The following is a 21,374-nucleotide window of genomic DNA, read 5'->3' as shown; positions in this document are numbered from 1 at the left end:
TCTACCCTTTTCAAAAGGATATACTTGTAAAGACGAGTATATCCTTTTTTCTTTATAGGCTTTCCTAAACGTCTTCCCTATGAAAAAATGGTTTCTCTGCCTTTGGGCTCTATTTAGTATTCCCACACTTTTTGCCCAGACACCCGCTAAAGTGCGGGCGTATCGTCAGCAAAATGAGCAAGCTTTATTGCAGGAATACTTTAAGTTTTTATGCATTCCGAATATTCTGCTTGATACCACTAATGACGTTCGCAAGAATGCCTTTTTCATTCAGGATTTGATGAAGCGGATGAAAATTCCGGTACAATTATTAGAACTGGATGCGAAAACCCCGCCCGTAGTATTCGGTGAAGTGAAAACTCCTGGAGCTACGCAGACGCTTTTATTCTACGCTCATTACGATGGGCAGCCAACGAATCCATCAAAATGGGCCAAGGGAACAGCCCCATTCAAACCCGTATTAGCCACGAATTCCATTGAAAATGGCGGAAAGATTTTATCCGAAGCTGAAACGAGAGGTAAGCTTTCGCCGGAGTATCGCATCATCGCCCGTAGTGCAACCGATGATAAAGCTGGTGTTTTTGCCATTCTTTCGGCTTATGAAGCTTTATTGAAAAGTGGCATCAAGCCCACTTATAATCTCAAATTCTTCTTTGAAGGCGAGGAAGAAAACGGCTCGCAGCATTTAGGTGAATATTTAACCAAATACAAGAATCTGCTCAACGGCGATTGCTGGATTTTCTGCGATGGCCCTGTTCACCAGTCAGGTAACAAGATTATTGTTTTCGGTTGTCGGGGTGATATTAATGTTGAGATCGCTACTTACGGCCCGCGTCGCCCCCTGCACAGCGGCCACTACGGCAACTGGGCCCCTAACCCTGCCATGCGACTGGTAAAGTTACTTTCGTCGATGAAGGATGATTCTGGCCGGGTATTAATCAAGGGCTTTTATGATGATGTAACGCCTTTAAGCGAATCAGAAAAGAAGGCCATTGCGGCGATTCCTCCCGTTGAAAAGGAAGTTCAGAAAGAACTAGGCATTGGACAAACGGATGGAGCGGGTAAAACATTAGCTGAATTAATCAATGAACCATCCTTAAATATCAACGGCATCGTTAGTGCTGGCGTTGGGCCTCAGGCAGCAAACGTCATTCCTTCCACGGCTGTAGCTACGCTTGATTTGCGGGTGGTAGCGGGTAATGACCCTCATAAACAGGTACAAAAACTCATTAACCACGTGAAAGCTCAGGGATATTATGTAACGGATAAAGAACCCACGATGGAAGAGTTACTCAACTATCCACTCGTGGCCCGCGTAAAACCTCTGAAAGGATACCGGGCTCAGCGAACGCCGCTGGATTTACCCATTGCTCAGAAAGTAGTGAAAGCTGTACAAAGTACTACCAAAGATCCGATCGTAATCATGCCCTCTTTAGGGGGAAGCTTACCGCTGTATTTGTTCAGCGATATTCTTCAGCAAAAAGCTATTATTACCGTTCCCATTGCCAATTACGACAGTAACCAACACGGCGAAAACGAAAACATTCGTTTGCAAAACCTTTGGGACGGCATTGAGTCCATGGCTTCCATTATGACCATGTAAGTTCCTGGTAGGATTTAGCCTCATTACAGATAAAAACTTTGTATCTTGAGGCTAAATCTCCCCTCCTAACCATGTCGTTATCAATCTCTTACCGTTCCAGAGTCAGTAGCATAGACTGGCTCCGTGGCTTAATTATGATGATCATGGCTCTTGATCACTGCCGTGAATACCTACCTGTAAATGCATTTTTCTCTAACCCACTGGACCTCGCACACCCTTCTTACTTATTATTTTTCACCCGCTGGGTTACTCATTTCTGTGCTCCCAACTTTGTATTTCTAGCGGGAATTTCAGCGTATCTATCTGGGCTAAAAAAAACGACTCGTCAACACCGATGGTTTCTATTCACCCGTGGCCTCTGGCTTATTTTTCTCGAATTAACCGTAATTACCTTCGGACTATGGTTTGATATTCATTTTTCTTTTATCACACTTCAGGTAATCTGGGCGATTGGTATAAGCCTTCTCCTTCTAAGTGCTTTACTTGGGCTACCGAGTTATGCTATTTTATTGCTTGGCGTGCTCATCATTGCAGGGCATAATTTACTAGACACGATCGCCCCCACTGAAGGTTCTTTACTTTGGATTAGCCATCAACCAGGATCGCTCCCTATCGGTTCAGGTCGTTTCTTGCTGAATCTTTATCCCTTTTTAGCATGGGCGGGAATTTTGTTAACAGGTTATGGAGTAGGAGCCTTATTTCGCCCTCAGGTTAGCTCTGCTGAGCGAAAGCAATGGTTGGCTTCTCTGGGTTTAGGAGCTCTGCTTCTTTTCTTAATTATTCGCTGGATTAATCACTATGGGGACCCCTCCCCCTGGCAATCGTACTCTTCTTTCGGTATTACCTTTCTTTCCTTCATTAATACATCTAAGTATCCCCCTTCCCTGCTTTATACCTTAATGACCCTTGGCCCCGCTTTACTGGCCTTATCTTTATTGGAAGGTCGTAATACAGGTTATTTTTCCTGGATTGAAGTATATGGGAAAGTGCCTTTGTTTTATTATGTGTTGCATTTCTACCTCATCCACGGACTTTCAGTACTACTGCACCTCTATCAAGGCATTTCCTGGGAAAATCTGAATTTTCAGAATGGCAGTGCTGGGGTTACTCCTCATGTTGGGCTTCCTATCTGGGGAGTTTATTTGGCTTGGCTTACGGTCTTAGCCTTTTTGCACCCTTTATGTAAAGCCTATGGAGCATTTAAAAAGCGGCAACGTCATCGCCTTTGGAGTTATTTGTAAGCTCTGGATATAATTCCCCAATTTCAGGATTGGAATGACCTTTTTATTTTACAAAGCTCAACCAACGTGAAAAAGTCATGAGCAATCACACCTCTAATACAAAAGATCCGGGAACCCAGGGTGTCCCCATCAAAGATAGACCCGAAGGAACGGCTGAGCTGACTGAAGTAGAACGCACGGGTGAAATGCCAATCGTCGATACAGTTGCCGACGGAGAAAGCGATACCTCCGGTGAAGTAAAAGCTTCGACCCTCGAAAAACAAAAAGTGGACGCTCTGCTGGATGCAGAAGAAGCTCGCGAACGAGCCAAGCACACTAAAAAATAGTACATTTAACAAAGACTGATCTAAATTATTTTGGATGTTATTTATGTCAGTCTTTGTTGAATTACCAACAAAAAGCCCCGTTCAGCAATTGCCGAACGGGGCTTTTTTATTTTTTAAGAGAATTGACTTAAGCTAGCTCTTTCTTCTTACGAGAAGTAGATTTGCTTTCAGTGAATTTCTCTCCTTCTTCTGGATTGGTTACCAGCAGGTCCTGATAGCGACGAACGCCGGTACCTGCAGGAATCAGGTGCCCTACGATAACGTTTTCTTTCAGACCTTCCAGACGATCGGCTTTCGCACGAACGGCTGCTTCCGAAAGTACTTTCGTAGTTTCCTGGAACGAGGCTGCTGAGATAAACGATTCAGTACCCAGAGACGCTTGTGTAATACCCATCAACGTTGGACGAGATACCGCTGGCATGGCATCGCGAACGAGTACCAGAGCTTTATCCTGACGTTTCAGAGATGAGTTTTCATCGCGTAACTGACGAGCAGTGATGATCTGACCTAACTTAACGTTACTTGAATCACCCGCATCGATAACTACTTTACGATCCAGGATCGCGTCGTTTTCAGTACGGAATGTCCACTTATCTACACCTTGATTTTCAAGGAAGTTCGTGTCGCCTGAGTCGATAATTTCCACTTTCTGCATCATCTGACGAACGATACATTCAATGTGTTTATCGTTGATTTTTACCCCTTGCAGACGGTATACTTCCTGAATTTCATTTACCAGGTATTCCTGAACGGCGGTTGGCCCTTTGATCGAAAGAATATCGGCTGGTGTAATGGCTCCATCGGATAACGGCAGACCCGCCTTGATGAAGTCATTGTTCTGAACCAGAATGTGTTTAGACGTTGGTACCAGGTATTTTTTCTCCGTTTCGTCTTTACCACGTACGAAGATTTCACGGTTACCACGTTTTACAGCACCCAGAGAAACCACACCGTCGATTTCAGAAACAACTGCAGGGTTCGATGGGTTACGAGCCTCAAACAATTCCGTTACCCGAGGCAGACCACCGGTAATATCCCGGGTCTTACCAACCGAACGAGGAATCTTAGCCAGGATGTGACCTGGTTTGATTTCAGCTCCTACTTCTACGCCCAGACGAGCACCTACAGGCATGTTATACCCACGAGAACCCTCTTCCGTATCGTTTTTAACCCAAATCGTTGGGTTTTTCGTACGGTCACGGCTTTCAACGATTACCTTCTCTTTAAATCCGGTAGTTTCGTCAAATTCCTCTTTGAAGGTTAATCCGTCTTCAATGGCTTCGTAATCAACTTTACCGCTGATTTCGCTCAAGATCACGGCGTTATAAGGATCCCAGGCACAAAGTTCCTGACCTTTAGTTACCGTTTCTCCGTCTTTCACGCTCAGGTAAGCACCATAAGGTACGTTCGTTGAGATCAGAACCTGACCAGCATACGTAGTTCCGGGAGCTCCAACAACTTGAAGTTCACCTGAACGACCCATTACTACCAGTGTATCTTCACCCGTTGGACGTTGCGTTTCCAGCGTACGTAATTCCTCGAAACGAACGATACCGTCAAACTTCGCCCGGATACTTGCATCCAGAGCAATGTTTTGAGCAGTACCCCCTACGTGGAATGTACGGAGAGTCAGCTGCGTACCAGGCTCACCAATGGATTGTGAGGCAATTACCCCTACGGCTTCACCAATGTTCACCATACGACCCGTTGCCAAGTTACGGCCATAACATTTGGCACAAACTCCATTACGAGTTTCGCAGGTTAATACCGAACGAATTTCAACACTTTCAATGCTGGTTTCGTCAATCTGCTTGGCTTTATCTTCATCGATAACATCACCCGCTTTTACGATCGTTGTTCCTGAAAGAGGATCAACTACGTCGTAGGTAGTTACCCGGCCCAGAATACGTTCTGACAGCGGTTCAACCACGTCATCGTTTTCTTTCAGAGCCGAAATGGTAATACCACGCAGCGTTTGGCAATCTTCTTCATTGATAACCACATCCTGGGCTACGTCATGGAGACGACGAGTCAGGTAACCAGCATCCGCCGTTTTCAAGGCAGTATCGGCCAGACCTTTACGAGCACCGTGCGTAGAGATGAAGTACTCCAATACGTCCAGACCTTCTTTGAAGTTCGAACGGATCGGGTTCTCAATGATTTCCCCAACCGAACCTTGTAAGTTCTTCTGAGGCTTGGCCATCAGACCCCGCATACCACCCAACTGACGAATCTGCTCGCGAGAACCACGGGCTCCCGAGTGCATCATCATGTAGATCGAGTTAAATCCACCCTGATCTGTTTCCAGTTGTTTCATCAGTGTATCTGTGATTTTCGAGTTAACCCGAGTCCAGATATCAATGATTTGGTTATAACGCTCGTTGTCTGTAATCAGACCCATATAGTAGTTATCCCAAACGCCCTTCACTTCACCTTCTGCTCCAACGAGTAACTCGTCTTTTACTTCAGGGATTTTAATATCGTTCAGACCGATAGATAAACCACCTTTGAATGCCATCCGGAAACCTAATTCCTTGATATCATCGAGGAACTGAGCAGTCCGGGCAACACCCGCGATTTTGAATACGTGAGAAATGATTTGCTGAAGTTTCTTCTTCGTCAGCAATTCATTCAGGTAACCTACTTCTTCAGGAACTGCCTGGTTGAAGAGTACACGACCCGCTACGGTTTCAATGATTTTGGTCTCGAATGTACCATCTTCATTACGAACCCGTACTTTACACTTGATATTGGCGTGTTTCGAAATACGACCTTCGTTTACGGCAATAATCACTTCTTCTGCACCGTAGAATGTCATACCTTCTCCGGCGATCGGGTATTCTTCCGTGTGCACACGGCCTTTCGTTACGTAGTACAGACCAAGAACCATGTCTTGAGAAGGTACCGTAACGGGAGCACCGTTGGCAGGGTTCAGAATGTTGTGCGAAGCCAACATTAACAGAGAGGCTTCCAGAACGGCTTCATGTCCCAGGGGAACGTGAACGGCCATCTGGTCACCGTCAAAGTCAGCGTTGAATGCCGTACAAACCAGTGGGTGCAACTGAATTGCTTTACCTTCAATCAGCTTGGGCTGGAAAGCCTGAATACCTAAACGGTGCAGCGTTGGAGCCCGGTTAAGCAATACAGGGTGACCCTTCAGTACGTTTTCCAGGATGTCCCAAACAACGGGATCTTTCCGGTCAACGATTTTCTTAGCTGATTTTACGGTCTTAACGATACCACGTTCGATCAGTTTCCGAATAATAAACGGCTTGAATAACTCGGCAGCCATATCTTTAGGCAAACCGCACTCGTGCAGTTTCAATTCAGGACCAACGACGATTACCGAACGACCTGAATAATCCACCCGCTTACCTAATAAGTTCTGACGGAAACGTCCCTGCTTTCCTTTCAGCATGTCTGAAAGTGATTTCAGGGCACGGTTACCTTCTGAACGAACGGCGTTTACTTTCCGTGAGTTATCGAAGAGCGAATCTACTGCTTCCTGTAACATCCGTTTTTCGTTACGGAGGATTACTTCGGGAGCTTTGATTTCGATCAGACGCTTCAGACGATTGTTACGGATGATTACACGACGATATAAATCGTTCAAATCAGACGTAGCAAAACGACCCCCATCCAGAGGGACAAGCGGACGTAATTCGGGTGGAATAACAGGAACCATACGGATCACCATCCACTCAGGACGGTTTTCAATACGAGTCTTGGCATCACGAAGGGCTTCTACTACCTTCAGACGTTTCAGAGCTTCCTGTTTCCGTTGTTGTGATGTATCATTAGCAGCGGCGTGACGCAGTTCATACGAAAGCTCATCCAACTGAATGCGTGACAACAACATTTCCAAAGCTTCCGCACCCATCTTCGCAATAAACTTATTGGAATCAGTGTCTGGCAGCAATTGGTTTTCACGGGGCAGCTTGTCGATGATATCCAGATATTCGTCTTCCGTTAAGAAGTCCAGCATCTGCACACCGTCTTCGGCTTTAGCACCGGGTTGAACGACTACGTACCGTTCGTAATAGATAATTTGATCAAGCTTCTTGGAAGAAATTCCGAGCAGATAACCAATTTTGTTAGGTAAGCTACGGAAGTACCAGATGTGAGCTACAGGAACCACCAGTTCGATGTGTCCCATCCGCTCACGACGTACTTTCTTCTCGGTAACTTCAACGCCGCAACGATCACAGATAATGCCTTTATAGCGAATCCGCTTGTATTTGCCACAGTGACATTCCCAGTCTTTAACCGGGCCGAAGATCCGCTCGCAGAACAAACCACCCATTTCGGGTTTGTAAGTCCGATAGTTGATCGTCTCGGGCTGGGTCACTTCACCGAACGAGTTCTCAAGAATCGACTCGGGAGACGCCAAACTAATAGTGATCTTCGAGAAGTCACTATTTAGTTTTTTGTTTTTCTTTAATGACATTTTCAAATATGGTTTTGAATGAAAATGATGCTTTATCAGGCTTTTCCGATGTCAAATCAGAAAGGTAAATAGAACTAATCTACCTGTACATTATTTCACTGGAACTCTACTCGTACTACTTATCTCATTACCGGAAGCTCTTTTATAATCGAAATACTTTTTCAAATCAGTAAAACGCTTCTCAAACAAGTACCAGGATAAGCTGGCTAAGACCATCAGAAAAACGAAACAAAATGAAACGTAGATGGCCTGACTGCTGGTAATGAACTGTGAAATCCGGGTGGGTGCATAAGCTAATAATCTTGGAACGAACACACTGGGGATAAGCATATGAAATACATAAAGCCCATAACTTATTTTTCCGATGTAGATCAGCACGGGGCTGTTTAAAATTCGTCCAAATATTCCTTTAAACCCAAGGCTGGCTCCACATACAAAATACATGGAAATAGCCGCAATTGAGAATCGTTTAAAAACCAGAACAAACCACGACTGAGGATCCATTAGCTGGCATGGAATAAACAATAATAAGCCAATAACTAATAACTGCTTACTCCTTTTATCAACCGATTCTACTGTATCCCTACTATTGGTAAACAAGTAGGCAAATACCGCACCAATACCGAAAGCATCCAGACAATAAATGGTAGCTAAACCATCCGATCCAGTAGCTGATAAGGCTAGTATAACCCTTGATACCAACCCTACGGCTATAGCCGCAAGAGCTAAGTAAGGCTGATGTTTAGCCGGTATTAGTAACAGTAATAAGGGCCAAACAATATAAAACTGTTCTTCAACAGATAAACTCCAGAACGGCGAGAGTAAATCCTGCCAGTTCCCCGTTGAATCCAGGTAATGATTATATAAATAGAATAAGTAATAAAGAGGATGTTCAAAAAAGTCGGTTTCAATTCGAATATGAGCGAACTTGTTTAACGCATAAACCCCGAATAATATTCCATAATACAAAGGAAAAATTCGTAACGCCCGCCGTACTAAAAAATCCCGATACTCTTCTCTAAACGATCGCTCGTTATTCTCAATCCGGTTTCTTGCTATCATTAAAATACGAGAAACCAGGAAACCACTAATCACGAAAAATAAGGTAACTCCGATCGAACCATTAGGCAGTTTATTAATCCAGCTATCTTTTGCAAACCAGTGAAAAATAATAACGGATAATACGGCATACGCTCGCAGGGAATCTATTTGTCGGAAATAGCTGGTTTTTACTTCCATTTACAGGTTGGTATTTAATTAAAATTAGCCAGAGTAAGTTTTTCTCACTCTGACTAATTTCTCAGACTTATTAATCCAGCGTGATTTCTAACGCCAGACCACGCAATTCGTGAATCAATACGTTGAAGGATTCAGGAATGTTTGGTTTAGGCAGGTTTTCACCTTTCACGATGGCTTCGTACGCTTTCGCACGGCCCTGCACGTCATCTGACTTCACCGTCAGGATCTCTTGCAGAATGTGAGAAGCACCGAAGGCCTCGAGTGCCCAAACTTCCATCTCTCCAAAACGCTGACCCCCAAACTGAGCCTTACCACCCAGCGGTTGCTGCGTAATAAGTGAGTATGGTCCGATAGAACGAGCGTGCATTTTGTCATCAACCAAGTGACCCAGTTTCAGCATGTACATGATACCTACCGTTACGGGTTGATCAAAACGATCTCCTGATAAACCATCATAGAGGAACGTACGACCGAACGAGGGCAGACCTGCTGCGTCCAATTCTCTCACTACTTCTTCTTCAGTAGCTCCGTCGAAGATTGGCGTTGCGTATTTTTTACCCAGTTTCAGACCAGCCCACGCTAATACGGTCTCGTAAATCTGACCGATGTTCATCCGGGAAGGTACCCCTAGAGGGTTCAATACGATGTTAACCGGCGTACCGTCTTCGAGGAATGGCATATCTTCTTCACGAACAATCCGGGCTACTACCCCTTTGTTACCGTGGCGACCTGCCATTTTATCCCCTACTTTCAGTTTACGTTTCTTAGCGATGTAAACTTTAGCTAATTGTACAATACCTGCGGGTAACTCATCCCCTACTTCCAAAGCAAAACGCTCACGCTTGAAGTGACCGGCTACTTCACTACGATTAACGATGTAGTTTTTAACCAGTGTTACAATGAGTTCGTTAATATGCTGATCATCCGTCCAGTTATTTAAATCCAGATCGGTCAGCAGGTTTACTTCTTCAGGAACGGCGTAATTACTTTCATCTCTGTAAGGGTTCTTTTCAGGGAATAAGTAATTTTCAATATTCGCACGGGTAAAACGAGTCGTTTTCGGCATTACTTCATCACCGAACTTGTGTTTTACACCTTGTGAAGTTTTACCTTCCAGCAACTGAGCCAGCTTGTCGATCATGGTATCCTTGATCTTGTTCAAGTCACGGCTGTATTGTTTCATCAGTACTTTGAGATCTGCTTTCGCTTTCTCACGTACTTCTTTCTCCTTGCTTGGACGCTTGAAGAGTTTGGTATCGATTACCACGCCTTTGAGCGATGGGGGTGCTTTTTTGGAAGCATCCTTCACGTCACCGGCTTTGTCACCGAAGATGGCACGAAGCAGTTTTTCTTCAGGAGTAGGATCGGTTTCTCCTTTAGGAGTGATCTTACCAATCAAAATGTCTCCTTCTTTTACCTCAGAACCAATCCGGATGATACCGGTTTCGTCCAGGTTTTTAACCATATCCTCAGATACGTTCGGGATTTCAGAAGTTAATTCTTCTTCACCACGCTTGGTATCACGCACTTCAAGGTCGAATTCTTCAATGTGAATCGAAGTAAATACGTCGTCACGAACGATTTTCTCCGAAATCACAATCGCATCCTCAAAGTTGTATCCTTGCCAGGGCATGAATGCTACCAGCAGGTTACGACCCAGGGCTAATTCACCCTGCTGAGTTGCATAACCTTCCGTCAGGATTTGGCCTTTTACTACCCGCTCGCCTTTGAATACAATCGGCTTCAGGTTAATACAAGTATCCTGGTTGGTACGACGGAATTTAACCAGATTATACGTACGTACTTCGCTATCGAAGCTTACGAGTTTTTCTTCATCCGTTAGATCGTAACGAACCACGATTTTGGTGGCATCCACTGATTCGATGACACCGTCACCTTCAGCAGCAACCATCGCACGTGAATCTTCCGCTACGCGAGCTTCCAGACCCGTTCCTACGATTGGAGCTTCAGGACGTAACAGAGGTACGGCCTGACGTTGCATGTTAGAACCCATCAGGGCCCGGTTCGCATCATCGTGCTCCAGGAAGGGAATCAACGAAGCTGCTACCGAAACAATCTGGTTTGAAGCAACGTCCATCAACTGCGTTTCGCTAGGCGATGCCATTGGGAAGTCACCTTCAAATCGAGTTTTGATCCGATCTACTTCGAAATTTCCATTTTCGTCAACAGCCGCATTTGCCTGGGCAATGTACTGACCATCTTCTTCTTCAGCCGTCAGGAAACGTAAATCGTCCGTTACTTTACCATCTTTAATAATCCGGTAAGGCGTTTCGATAAAGCCCATTGAGTTGATTTTCGCGTGTACACACAGCGAAGAAATCAGACCAATGTTTGGACCTTCAGGTGTTTCAATCGTACACAGACGACCGTAGTGCGTATAGTGAACGTCACGAACCTCGAAACCAGCACGCTCGCGAGACAGACCACCAGGCCCCAGAGCTGACATACGACGCTTGTGCGTGATTTCAGCCAGCGGGTTAGTCTGGTCCATGAATTGAGAAAGCTGGTTAGTTCCGAAGAACGAGTTAATAACCGAAGACAACGTACGAGCGTTGATCAAATCAACGGGCTTGAAATCTTCGTTATCACGCACGTTCATCCGCTCTTTGATGGTACGAGCCATCCGAGACAGACCTACACCGAACTGAGCGTATAACTGCTCACCTACTGTACGAACGCGACGGTTTGACAAGTGGTCAATATCATCGACTACTGCCTTCGAGTTGATCAGTCCGATCAGATATTTCACGATAGAAACGATGTCCTGAGTGGTCAGAACTTTCGTATCCATTGAAATATCTAATTGAAGTTTCTTGTTAATCCGGTAACGACCTACATCACCTAAATCGTAACGTTTGTCAGAGAAGAACAAGCTTTGAATAATGTCACGGGCCGTCTGTTCATCAGGAGCTTCCGTGTTCCGTAACTGGCGATAAATCTGCTCTACGGCTTCTTTCTCGGAGTTAGCGGAATCTTTCTGTAAAGTGTTGTAGATGATGTTATAATCGGCGATGTTCATATCTTCCTTGTGCAGGATGATTGATTTAACGCCGCTTTGTAAGATCATATCAACGTCTTCAGCCGAAACAACAGAATCCCGTTCCATCAGGATTTCGTTCCGGTCGATAGACATTACTTCACCCGTATCTTCATCTACGAAGTCTTCCTGCCAGGTACGCAGTACACGAGCAGCCAGCTTACGACCTAACGCTCGTTTCAGAGCAGCAGGAGTAGCTTGTAATTCTTCAGAAAGACCGAAGAGATCAAGGATTTCTTTATCAGAACCAAAACCAATCGCCCGTAACAACGTCGTAACCGGGAATTTCTTCTTCCGGTCAATGTAGGCGTACATTACGTTGTTAATATCCGTCGAGAATTCAATCCATGAACCTTTGAACGGAATGATACGAGCAGAGTACAGTTTTGAACCGTTTGTGTGCTTACTCATAGAGAAGAACACACCAGGAGAACGGTGCAACTGAGACACGATTACGCGTTCTGCTCCGTTGATCACGAAGGAACCGCGTTCGGTCATATAAGGAATGTTACCTAAGAAAACTTCCTGCTCAATAGTTTCGAAGTCTTCATTATCAGGATCTTCACTACGCAGACGCAATTTCGCTTTTAAGGGCAACGCATACGTTAATCCACGGTCGATACTCTCATCTACGGAGTATTTAGGAGGATCAATAGAGAAGTCAACGAACTCAAGAATGTAATTTTCTCGAGAGTCAGAAATAGGAAAGTTTTCAGCAAAAACTTTGAAAAGGCCTTCATTTTTCCGGCGGTCAGATGGCGTATCTAACTGGAAAAACTCTTTAAAGGACTTTACTTGCAAATCCAGGAAGTCAGGGTAATCAATGACTGCACGGATTCGGGCAAAGTTGTGTCTGGAAGTTCGGTTTGTTGCCAAGGCACTACGGTTTTTAAAGTCCGAATTTGACTATTTGAAAATCGATCAGGCTTTTTGCCTAAATCTCAAATTAGTACCTCGTAGTTGACAGCATTAATTCCCTTGCGACTCCCCTACGAGTGGAATCGTGTGTCGGAATTAATACTCAGGGGTAAGAACTAGTAGGATGAAGATTCATCCTTTGGGATCATGTACTCAAAGCCTTTAGGCCCAAGTCTATAATCAACAAATGAATAGCGATCTAAGTTTCAAGGTGAAAGCAACTAATCTTTAATCAATTAATAATCAGATTATTAAGATCAAAAATAAGTCTATCAAAACCAAGACCTTTTAACGCAGGAAAGACCCAGCCAAAAGACTGGGTCCTAACCATGAGATTACATCTCTGTGCAATAGAAATTATTTGATTTCTACTTCAGCACCAGCTTCTTCAAGAGCTTTCTTCAGTGCTTCAGCTTCATCTTTCGTTACACCTTCTTTAACGGCTTTAGGAGCACCGTCAACCAGTTCTTTCGCTTCTTTCAGGCCAAGACCAGAAAGATCTTTAACAACTTTCACTACTTGAAGTTTACCAGCACCAGCTGACTTCAAGATTACGTCGAAAGAAGTTTTTTCTTCAGCAGCAGGAGCAGCATCTCCACCACCTACACCACCAGCTACCATTACGGGAGCAGCAGCAGCAGGTTCGATACCATACTCATCCTTCAGGATTTGTGCAAGTTCATTAACTTCTTTAACCGTCAGGTTTACAAGCTGCTCAGCGAATGCCTTTAAATCTGCCATTGTATTATGATTTTAATTTTTTCGAAATGAGTTAAAAACAGAGTGATATATATTCAGGCTTGGAAGCCACTTCAATGTCAATAAGCTTCAACAGCCTATTGAGGGGATTACTCAGGACGCTCAGAAAGCGTTTTGAGGATACCAGCCAGTTTGTTGCCACCACCTTGCAGACCGCTGATAACGTTCTTGGCAGGAGATTGTAACAGACCAACGATTTCGCCAACGAGTTCTTGTTTCGATTTCAGAGAAACCAGGGTATCTAATTGATCTTCACCAGCGAATACACTGTAATCAACAGAAGCACCTTTAAACTTCAGCTTGTTAGCTTTACCTGATTCCTTGATGAAATCTTTAATCAATTTCGCAGGAACCTTACCTGACTCCGTGTGGAACATGATACCACTGAATCCTTTCAATACTCCTTCATTGAATGATGAGTAATCCGTATCCAGTTGCTCAAGAGCCTTAGCAATCAGTGTATTTTTTACTACCCGATACTCAACACCAGCTTGGAAACATTTGCGGCGAAGATCGTTTGTCTGAGCTACAGACATACCAGCGGCATCGGTGATATAGAAGTAAGGAGTGGTCTTGAACTTTTCAGCCAGCTCCTCAATGATTAAGCCTTTTTCTTCTCTCGTCATGACTTACAGACCGTTTACAGTGTTTTTATCAATTTGTACACTCGGGCTCATGGTACTAGACAGGAAGATGCTCTTCACATATGTACCTTTTGCCGAAGAAGGCTTCAACTTCACCAGAGTATTGATTACTTCCAGAGCGTTTTCTGCCAGCTTATCGGAATCAAAAGAGACCTTACCAATGGAGGTATGAATGATACCCGTTTTATCAACTTTGAAGTCAATTTTACCCGCTTTAACTTCGCGAACGGCATTGCCAACTTCCAAAGTCACTGTACCAGATTTAGGGTTAGGCATTAAACCACGGGGACCCAGGATTTTACCCAGACGACCGATTTTTGCCATTACCGTAGGCATGGTAATAATTACATCGATATCAGTCCATCCACCCATGATCTTTTCGATATACTCGTCCAGACCTACGTGATCAGCTCCAGCGGCTTTCGCCTCTTCAACTTTATCAGGAGTACATAATACTAATACGCGAACATCTTTACCAGTTCCGTGAGGCAGTGCAACTACACCACGAACCATTTGATCCGCTTTACGAGGATCTACACCTAAACGAACATCGATATCAATCGAAGCGTCGAATTTAGTGTAAGAAATCTCTTTCAAAATCGATGCAGCTTTTGCCAGTTCGTACGCCTGAGTCTGATCGAATTTCGAGCGAGCTTCTTTTTGTTTTTTAGTTAATTTAGCCATGAGAATGGTTATTTTGGGGTGATATCGAATGTGCTTCGGTACGCTGAAGGTTATTCTCCCCCGTTAGGAAATTATTCTTGCCAGGGAGCAGTACCAGATACCGTGATACCCATACTGCGAGCTGTACCAGCAACCATCTTCATTGCTGCTTCGATTGTAAAGCAGTTCAAATCAGGCATTTTGGTTTCAGCAATAGTTTTAACCTGATCCCAGCTAACTGAACCTACTTTCTTCAGGTTAGGCTGAGCAGAACCCAACTTAATTTTAGAAGCTTCCAGTAATAAGTTAGCAGCGGGAGGAGTTTTGATTACGAAATCAAACGATTTGTCTGAGTAGTACGTAATCAGTACAGGCAATACCTGACCCATTTTGTCTTGGGTACGAGCATTGAACTGCTTGCAGAATTCCATGATGTTCAGACCCTTGGAACCCAGTGCCGGACCGATTGGGGGCGAAGGGTTTGCCTGACCACCTTTAACCTGCAACTTTACATATCCGGTGATTTGCTTAGCCATTGTATAATAATATTTGAGGCTCTAAGGCCCACGTTACATTTATCGAAAGAAGCATTAACGAAGGGGCAATTCCTTGGAAGCTTGAAGTGCCAGTACCGCGATGGCTCACAACATCTGCGGAAAGAATGGTTCGTATTAGCCCTCTTTTTCCACTTGAGCGTAACTCAGTTCAACTGGCGTATTTCGGCCAAAGATTTTAACAGTTACGTGAAGTTTCTTTTTGTCATCGAAGATTTCTTCGATGGTGCCGGTAAAGCCACTGAATGGTCCGTCCATTACTTTCACTGATTCTCCTTTCAGGAAAGATACTGAAGAGGTAGACGTTTCTTCAACGACTTCATCCACCTGACCCAGCATACGCTTTACTTCAGAAGCTCGCAGTGGTACAGGAATTTTGGTTTTATCTTTATCATTACTTCCGAGGAAGCCAATTACGCCTGGCATACTCGTAATCAAGTGCATCACTTCGCCGTTAGACAAGTCAGCCGAGATCATGATATAGCCGGGGAAAAATGCTTTTTCGCGAATGCGTTTCTTACCGTTACGCATTTCAACAATTTTCTCGGACGGAATCAGAATTTGCGGAATAGACTCCTGAAGCTCTTGTCTGGCTACTTCCGTTTCCAAATAAGACTTTACTTTTTTCTCTTGTCCGGAAACAGCCCGCAAAACGTACCAATTCACGTTACTCATATTCTTCTCAGTTTTCAGTTTTCAATCTTCAGTTTCCAGTGATAGCGGAATGAATGCGTCAACTGAAAACCTCAAACTGGAAACGCGTTACTTACTTGGAGAGGCTATAGAAAAGATCCAGCAAATTCTGGAAACCCGCGTCCATCAGACCTACTACAATAGCGAAGATCAGAGAGGCGATCAACACTAACCATGAGCTCGATTGCAAATCCTTGAAAGGAGGCCAGGTGATGTGTTGCGTCACTTCGTCCCAGGAAGCCTTAAATAATGACGTTACCTTTTCCATGTGTTTAGTTTAAAGCTTTCAGGTTTAAAGTTTAAAGCCTGACTATCAAGATAATGTCAGAATTCACTTTAAACTTTAAACCTGAAACTTAGTTGCACGGGCACCAGGATTCGAACCCAGACCGAAGGTTTTGGAGACCTCTGTACTACCCTTATACTATGCCCGTGTGTACTTGTACCTTAATTTTGGGACTGCAAAAATACGTTTTTGTTTTAATTAGGTCAACTTTTAGCCGACTTTTTTTTCTGAAAACAAAAAATAATTTTTAAATAAAGAAAGCGTCCCGATTAAAGGACGCTTTCTTTTGCTGCTTATAATAAATTATAAGATTTCAGTTACCTGACCAGCACCTACGGTACGGCCACCTTCGCGGATAGCGAAACGCAGACCTTTATCCATAGCGATAGGGCTAATCAAAGTTACGTCAATCGTGATGTTATCACCAGGCATAACCATCTCTACATTCTCAGGTAACATGATTTCTCCTGTTACGTCCGTGGTACGGAAGTAGAACTGAGGACGGTATTTGTTAAAGAATGGCGTGTGACGGCCTCCTTCTTCTTTAGAAAGGATGTAAACCTCAGCTTTGAAGTGAGCGTGAGGCTTCACTGAACCTGGCTTACAGATAACCATACCACGACGGATATCAGTTTTCTCAACACCACGTAACAGCAGACCTACGTTGTCACCAGCTTCACCACGGTCAAGGATTTTGCGGAACATTTCCACACCCGTTACCGTAGATTTCAGGTTTTCAGCACCCATACCTAAGATCTCTACAGGATCACCAGAGTTGATTACACCTGTTTCGATACGACCTGTAGCTACCGTTCCACGACCTGTGATTGAGAATACGTCCTCAACAGGCATCAAGAAAGGCTTGTCAGTCTCACGAGCAGGAGTTGGGATCCAGCTATCAACAGCAGCCATCAATTGATCGATCGTTTCAACCCACTTAGGCTCGCCATTCAGACCACCTAAAGCAGAACCCTGGATTACAGGAATGTTGTCACCATCGAATTGGTAGAAGCTCAGAAGCTCGCGGATTTCCATCTCAACAAGTTCTAACAGCTCAGGATCGTCAACCATATCCACCTTGTTCATGAATACAACAAGCTGGGGTACACCTACCTGACGAGCAAGCAGGATGTGCTCACGAGTCTGGGGCATAGGACCATCCGTAGCAGCTACTACGATGATTGCACCGTCCATCTGAGCAGCACCTGTTACCATGTTTTTCACGTAATCGGCGTGACCTGGGCAGTCTACGTGTGCATAGTGACGGTTCTCAGTTTGGTACTCAACGTGTGCCGTGTTGATCGTAATACCACGCTCACGCTCTTCAGGAGCATTATCAATTTGAGAGAAATCTCTCTTTTCTGCCAGACCTTTTTCAGAAAGAACTTTCGTGATCGCAGCAGTCAAAGTCGTTTTACCGTGGTCAACGTGTCCAATAGTACCAATGTTGACGTGTGGTTTCGAGCGGTCAAAAGTCTCCTTTGCCATTTTTTGAAAGAATTATCGGTTTCGCGATTGGTTATTGTTCTGATGAAAGTGTACTTGCGAAAAGAGTCACTTGCACCTTTCGTTACGAAAAAAGTCCCTCTCTATACGGAGAGGGATTTCGCAATATCTGATCTTTCAACCTAAAACTCGGACCGAAAGTTTCAGAGCCTTTGAGGGGATTTGAACCCCTGACCTCTTCCTTACCAAGGAAGTGCTCTACCCCTGAGCTACAAAGGCAATACTCTTAAATCTTAAATTTACAAGCTTGAGAAAGGATTTACGAGAGAACGTTACGTAAATCAATTATCGCGTAACTTGTAAATCTTATGAACGTAGTAGAAACTGTTTTATCGCTACGAAAGCGAAATAACTTTAAAATGTTACGCTCAACTTATTGAGCGGGCGACGAGGCTCGAACCCGCGACCTGCAGCTTGGAAGGCTGCCGCTCTACCAACTGAGCTACGCCCGCATTTACTAAAAATGACTATCGATTTTATAATACACTTACGCAATCAATAGTCATTGAAATTGTGGGGCGAGATGGATTCGAACCACCGTAGGCTGACGCCAGCAGATTTACAGTCTGCCCCATTTGGCCACTCTGGTATCGCCCCAAATGAGATGTTACTAAGCTTGTATTAAAGAACGTTTTCTCCCCTTCCTTCGAGTAAGTTTTGTTTTACCTTCCGGTTTGGAGTTGCAAAAGTATAGCGTTCTCAAGCCCTTGTCAAGAGGTGACTCAAAAAAACTTATACTTTTTTACGGAATTTAATCTTCCATTCCTCTTAATTCTTTCATTTTCAGAGCAATCCATCAAAAAAAATCTACAAAAAAGGGAGCCATCTTTTTAGACTAGCTCCCTTTCTCTCGTATTTCCTTCGTTTAATTCAGACGCACGCCAAAACTGACTGCCTGTACCTGGGGCCCACGAGCTACCTGATATAACTCGTTCAGGTCATATTGGAAGAACAAATCCACCGAGTTACGGAAACCAATCTCAGCCATTAATCCGTAGCGAAAATCGTTTAGCCAGTACCCTCCATGGTTATGGTCTTTTTTGCCATTTTCTGTTTTAGTCTTGGTGTAACTGTCCAGCCGATAGCCTACATACCCTCCTGCCCCGATGTGCGATATGACTCCTTTTCGAATCGCAATGCTTGGCATAACTGGAACCGTTACATAACAAACGGTTAATTTATTTTTCCGGAGCGGTTGCCCAAACTCCCGGAATTCTACTCGTTCTTCTCCTTTGTAAGCTACCTTATCCCCATCAAACATGAAGTTATACCAGGAAAATTCCAACCCTAGCCTTACTCGTAAAGCGGCATCCTGACCTTTCACTAACGTAGGATTACGGTAAAAGCCTAAAGCGAAGTAACGAGAGCCCAGAGGTCGAAGGTCATAATCATCTGGATTCGGGTACGCCGCCGTATTCTCCTTGCTGCCGTACGCATTCAAACCGATGGATATAACAAAATTGTCCTGATCATTTTGCCACCAGGGACGGGTCTTTTTTACGGTTCTTTTGGTGTAACGAATGGTATCACCTTTAGCGGTAATCTTATACCCGTTACGTTCAATTACTGTTTCATTCATTAAATACTGCTCCCCGTTGATTTCATCCAATACAATACGAGTTGTCCCGTTTGAATCAGCTGCGTCAATTTTAGCTCCTACATCCTTCAATAACTTATTTACATCATAATGGAGTAACTTCTTAAGTTCCTCTTTATTCTCACCGTAAATAATAATCCGGGAATTATCCCCCATCACCACTATAATGGAATCTTTTTGAACCTCTTTGGCAGAAGCGATTCCGAACGTTCCTAAAACGGCAAGCAAAGCGAATACGATGCGTTTCATGTTCTTAATTCAAAGGATTTACTTTTCAGATGTAACTGAAGGAGCAAAAGTTGCTTAGTGCTTCTTAAAAATATTATCTTCTGTCCGGGCTAGGATAGCTTTTCCATCTAATCCCACTTCTTTCCATTCGCCCTCCTGGATATGCTTCAGGCTTTTAGCTATTCTGGAGAAAAATTTCTTCTTCCTGGCAGGCTTTTCATCCTTAACATCTACCGCTGCGATTTCCGATTCAACTACTTTAACAATAAAGGTCTTGTCTTCCTCAGGCTTTTCTGGCTTAGACACTGCCACTTCTGTGGCTTTAGGTATTTCTATAGTTACTGGTGTAGGTGCCTTTACCTCGGCTTCGTTTCTGGCTACTGATTCTACCACCGGGATCGTCTCAAGAGTCATCTTACCCTGACTTGGTACCGGACGAGTGTTCTTGTGAGGCACTACCTCTACTTTAGATTCCTGTACCTGGGGCTTCTCTTGTGCCGTGCGACCTTCCTCAGTAGCTATTGCCACTTCCGTCTCAGGGGTAAAAGCTGGTTCAGGAGTAATAACTTTAGGAGCAGTAATTGCCTTAGGCTGCTGCACCGCTAACTCCTGCGAGTTAGGCTGACTCGCTTTCTGGAACCACCAACCTGCCATCATTAATAAAGCAATGGAAGCCGCAGCAGAATACTTGGCCCAAAGGGGCAAGCCTCTACGCTGGGTATAGCTGGAGTTGAGTCGGCTCTGTATCTTTTCCCACGATTGAGATTGCGGTGCCTGCTCATGGTTTTTTAGCTTTCTGGCAAACAACTCATCAATCGGATGATTTTCTTTTGGCTGTTTCATAAGCTTAATAATTTATTGACAACCGGGTATCGCTTTCAGCAATCATGCGTTGCAACAAAGCTCTGGCCCGGTGTAGTTGCGATTTAGATGTACTCTCCGTAATTCCCAAACTTTGACCGATTTCTTCATGCGTATACCCATCAATGGCATACAGGTTGAATACGGTTCGGTAACCTACCGGCAATTGTTCAACCAGCTTGAAAAGGTCCTGAGCTTCTAATGACGTTTCAGCAATTGCGGATTAGGTTCATAGATTATATCATCATAACTCATCTGATTCCCCATCTGTTTTTTTGCTCGTAGAGCCATCAAACATTCGTTTACCACAATCCGGCGAATCCAACCTTCAAAACTACCTTCTAATTTAAACTGACTAATCTTCTCAAAAACTTTGACGAATGCTTCAATCATGCATTCTTCCGCTTCGTACTCATCTTTAAAGTATCTCCGACAAACAGCATTCATCCGGCTGGAATATTTATCATATACCCTCCGTTGAGCTCTGGGGTCGCCCTTTTGACAGGCTTTTACCAGTTGTTCTTCTGTTTGAAATAAAGATAAGATTTTCACGGGACTCGGTCTAAGGCTAGTTACCTGCAAGACAGATGCACATCCATTAGAAAGGGTTGCATAATTTGTTTAACTAATTTTAAAAATATTGTTTTTCACGTTCATTATTTTTTTATCCTTTTGATTACCAGAAACTTACTAACTCTATCTTTTGGGTTTGCAAAAATAAAACCTCCTGACCGAAGTTCAGGAGGCTATT

Annotated in this window: 17 protein-coding genes and 4 tRNA genes; 3 read left to right on the top strand and 18 right to left on the bottom strand. The window is 44.0% G+C overall.

What is annotated here, in order from left to right; translation table 11 throughout:
* The first annotated feature begins 79 nt into the window (after positions 1-79).
* The 3 genes from BWI96_RS14040 to BWI96_RS14030 all read left to right on the top strand — a co-directional run bounded on the left by BWI96_RS14040 (position 80) and on the right by BWI96_RS14030 (position 3,170).
* The gene (locus BWI96_RS14040; RefSeq protein WP_106637238.1) at positions 80-1,603 is read left to right on the top strand and encodes a M20/M25/M40 family metallo-hydrolase; all 1,524 of its coding nucleotides are present in this window, start codon (positions 80-82) and stop codon (positions 1,601-1,603) included.
* Positions 1,604-1,674: 71 nt separating this feature from the next.
* On the top strand, positions 1,675-2,844 hold the full coding sequence (locus BWI96_RS14035) for a DUF1624 domain-containing protein (protein WP_106637237.1): 1,170 nt from the start codon (positions 1,675-1,677) through the stop codon (positions 2,842-2,844).
* A 77-nt stretch (positions 2,845-2,921) separates the two neighbouring features.
* Positions 2,922-3,170, top strand: a complete 249-nt coding sequence (locus BWI96_RS14030) for a hypothetical protein (RefSeq protein ID WP_106637236.1) — start codon at positions 2,922-2,924, stop codon at positions 3,168-3,170.
* A 127-nt stretch (positions 3,171-3,297) separates the two neighbouring features.
* Here BWI96_RS14030 and rpoC read toward each other — a convergent pair whose 3' ends face one another.
* The 18 genes from rpoC to BWI96_RS23355 all read right to left on the bottom strand — a co-directional run bounded on the left by rpoC (position 3,298) and on the right by BWI96_RS23355 (position 21,175).
* On the bottom strand, positions 3,298-7,617 hold the full coding sequence (gene rpoC / locus BWI96_RS14025; protein ID WP_106637235.1) for a DNA-directed RNA polymerase subunit beta': 4,320 nt from the start codon (positions 7,615-7,617) through the stop codon (positions 3,298-3,300).
* A gap of 90 nt (positions 7,618-7,707) precedes the next feature.
* Positions 7,708-8,856: an acyltransferase gene (locus tag BWI96_RS14020; protein ID WP_106637234.1), complete on the bottom strand. Its 1,149-nt coding sequence runs from the start codon at positions 8,854-8,856 to the stop codon at positions 7,708-7,710.
* Between the two features lie 70 nt (positions 8,857-8,926).
* Positions 8,927-12,790: a DNA-directed RNA polymerase subunit beta gene (gene rpoB, locus BWI96_RS14015; RefSeq protein ID WP_106637233.1), complete on the bottom strand. Its 3,864-nt coding sequence runs from the start codon at positions 12,788-12,790 to the stop codon at positions 8,927-8,929.
* A 399-nt stretch (positions 12,791-13,189) separates the two neighbouring features.
* Positions 13,190-13,573 carry a 50S ribosomal protein L7/L12 gene (gene rplL, locus BWI96_RS14010; RefSeq protein ID WP_106637232.1) on the bottom strand — a complete coding sequence of 128 codons (384 nt, stop codon included), beginning with the start codon at positions 13,571-13,573 and terminating at the stop codon, positions 13,190-13,192.
* A gap of 107 nt (positions 13,574-13,680) precedes the next feature.
* The gene (gene rplJ / locus BWI96_RS14005) at positions 13,681-14,217 is read right to left on the bottom strand and encodes a 50S ribosomal protein L10 (protein WP_106637231.1); all 537 of its coding nucleotides are present in this window, start codon (positions 14,215-14,217) and stop codon (positions 13,681-13,683) included.
* A 3-nt stretch (positions 14,218-14,220) separates the two neighbouring features.
* Positions 14,221-14,919: a 50S ribosomal protein L1 gene (rplA, locus tag BWI96_RS14000; RefSeq protein WP_106637230.1), complete on the bottom strand. Its 699-nt coding sequence runs from the start codon at positions 14,917-14,919 to the stop codon at positions 14,221-14,223.
* 71 nt (positions 14,920-14,990) lie between these two features.
* On the bottom strand, positions 14,991-15,434 hold the full coding sequence (gene rplK, locus BWI96_RS13995; RefSeq protein WP_106637229.1) for a 50S ribosomal protein L11: 444 nt from the start codon (positions 15,432-15,434) through the stop codon (positions 14,991-14,993).
* 135 nt (positions 15,435-15,569) lie between these two features.
* On the bottom strand, positions 15,570-16,127 hold the full coding sequence (gene nusG, locus BWI96_RS13990; protein WP_106637228.1) for a transcription termination/antitermination protein NusG: 558 nt from the start codon (positions 16,125-16,127) through the stop codon (positions 15,570-15,572).
* A gap of 91 nt (positions 16,128-16,218) precedes the next feature.
* Positions 16,219-16,413, bottom strand: coding sequence for a preprotein translocase subunit SecE (gene secE / locus BWI96_RS13985; protein ID WP_094815107.1), 195 nt, complete (start codon positions 16,411-16,413; stop codon positions 16,219-16,221).
* A 95-nt stretch (positions 16,414-16,508) separates the two neighbouring features.
* Positions 16,509-16,579: transfer RNA gene (locus BWI96_RS13980), tRNA-Trp, on the bottom strand.
* 155 nt (positions 16,580-16,734) lie between these two features.
* On the bottom strand, positions 16,735-17,919 hold the full coding sequence (tuf, locus tag BWI96_RS13975; RefSeq protein WP_106637227.1) for an elongation factor Tu: 1,185 nt from the start codon (positions 17,917-17,919) through the stop codon (positions 16,735-16,737).
* A gap of 165 nt (positions 17,920-18,084) precedes the next feature.
* Positions 18,085-18,156 (bottom strand) — tRNA-Thr (locus BWI96_RS13970).
* Between the two features lie 160 nt (positions 18,157-18,316).
* Positions 18,317-18,389 (bottom strand) — tRNA-Gly (locus BWI96_RS13965).
* Positions 18,390-18,451: 62 nt separating this feature from the next.
* Positions 18,452-18,534, bottom strand: a tRNA-Tyr gene (locus BWI96_RS13960).
* Positions 18,535-18,802: 268 nt separating this feature from the next.
* Complete coding sequence (locus BWI96_RS13955; protein ID WP_106637226.1) at positions 18,803-19,783, bottom strand: outer membrane beta-barrel protein; 981 nt, start codon at positions 19,781-19,783, stop codon at positions 18,803-18,805.
* A 54-nt stretch (positions 19,784-19,837) separates the two neighbouring features.
* Positions 19,838-20,605: a hypothetical protein gene (locus BWI96_RS13950; protein ID WP_106637225.1), complete on the bottom strand. Its 768-nt coding sequence runs from the start codon at positions 20,603-20,605 to the stop codon at positions 19,838-19,840.
* Positions 20,606-20,609: 4 nt separating this feature from the next.
* Positions 20,610-20,789: an RNA polymerase sigma factor gene (locus BWI96_RS23360; protein WP_369804172.1), complete on the bottom strand. Its 180-nt coding sequence runs from the start codon at positions 20,787-20,789 to the stop codon at positions 20,610-20,612.
* Between the two features lie 32 nt (positions 20,790-20,821).
* Positions 20,822-21,175, bottom strand: coding sequence for an RNA polymerase sigma factor (locus tag BWI96_RS23355; RefSeq protein WP_369804171.1), 354 nt, complete (start codon positions 21,173-21,175; stop codon positions 20,822-20,824).
* Positions 21,176-21,374 lie beyond the last annotated feature (199 nt).

It is taken from the genome of Siphonobacter sp. SORGH_AS_0500, from assembly GCF_002838835.1.
In the GTDB taxonomy this organism is placed as follows: Bacteria; Bacteroidota; Bacteroidia; order Cytophagales; family Spirosomataceae; genus Siphonobacter.
The sequence above is the reverse complement of the archived record's forward strand: the minus strand, read 5'-3'. Positions and strand labels throughout refer to the sequence as shown.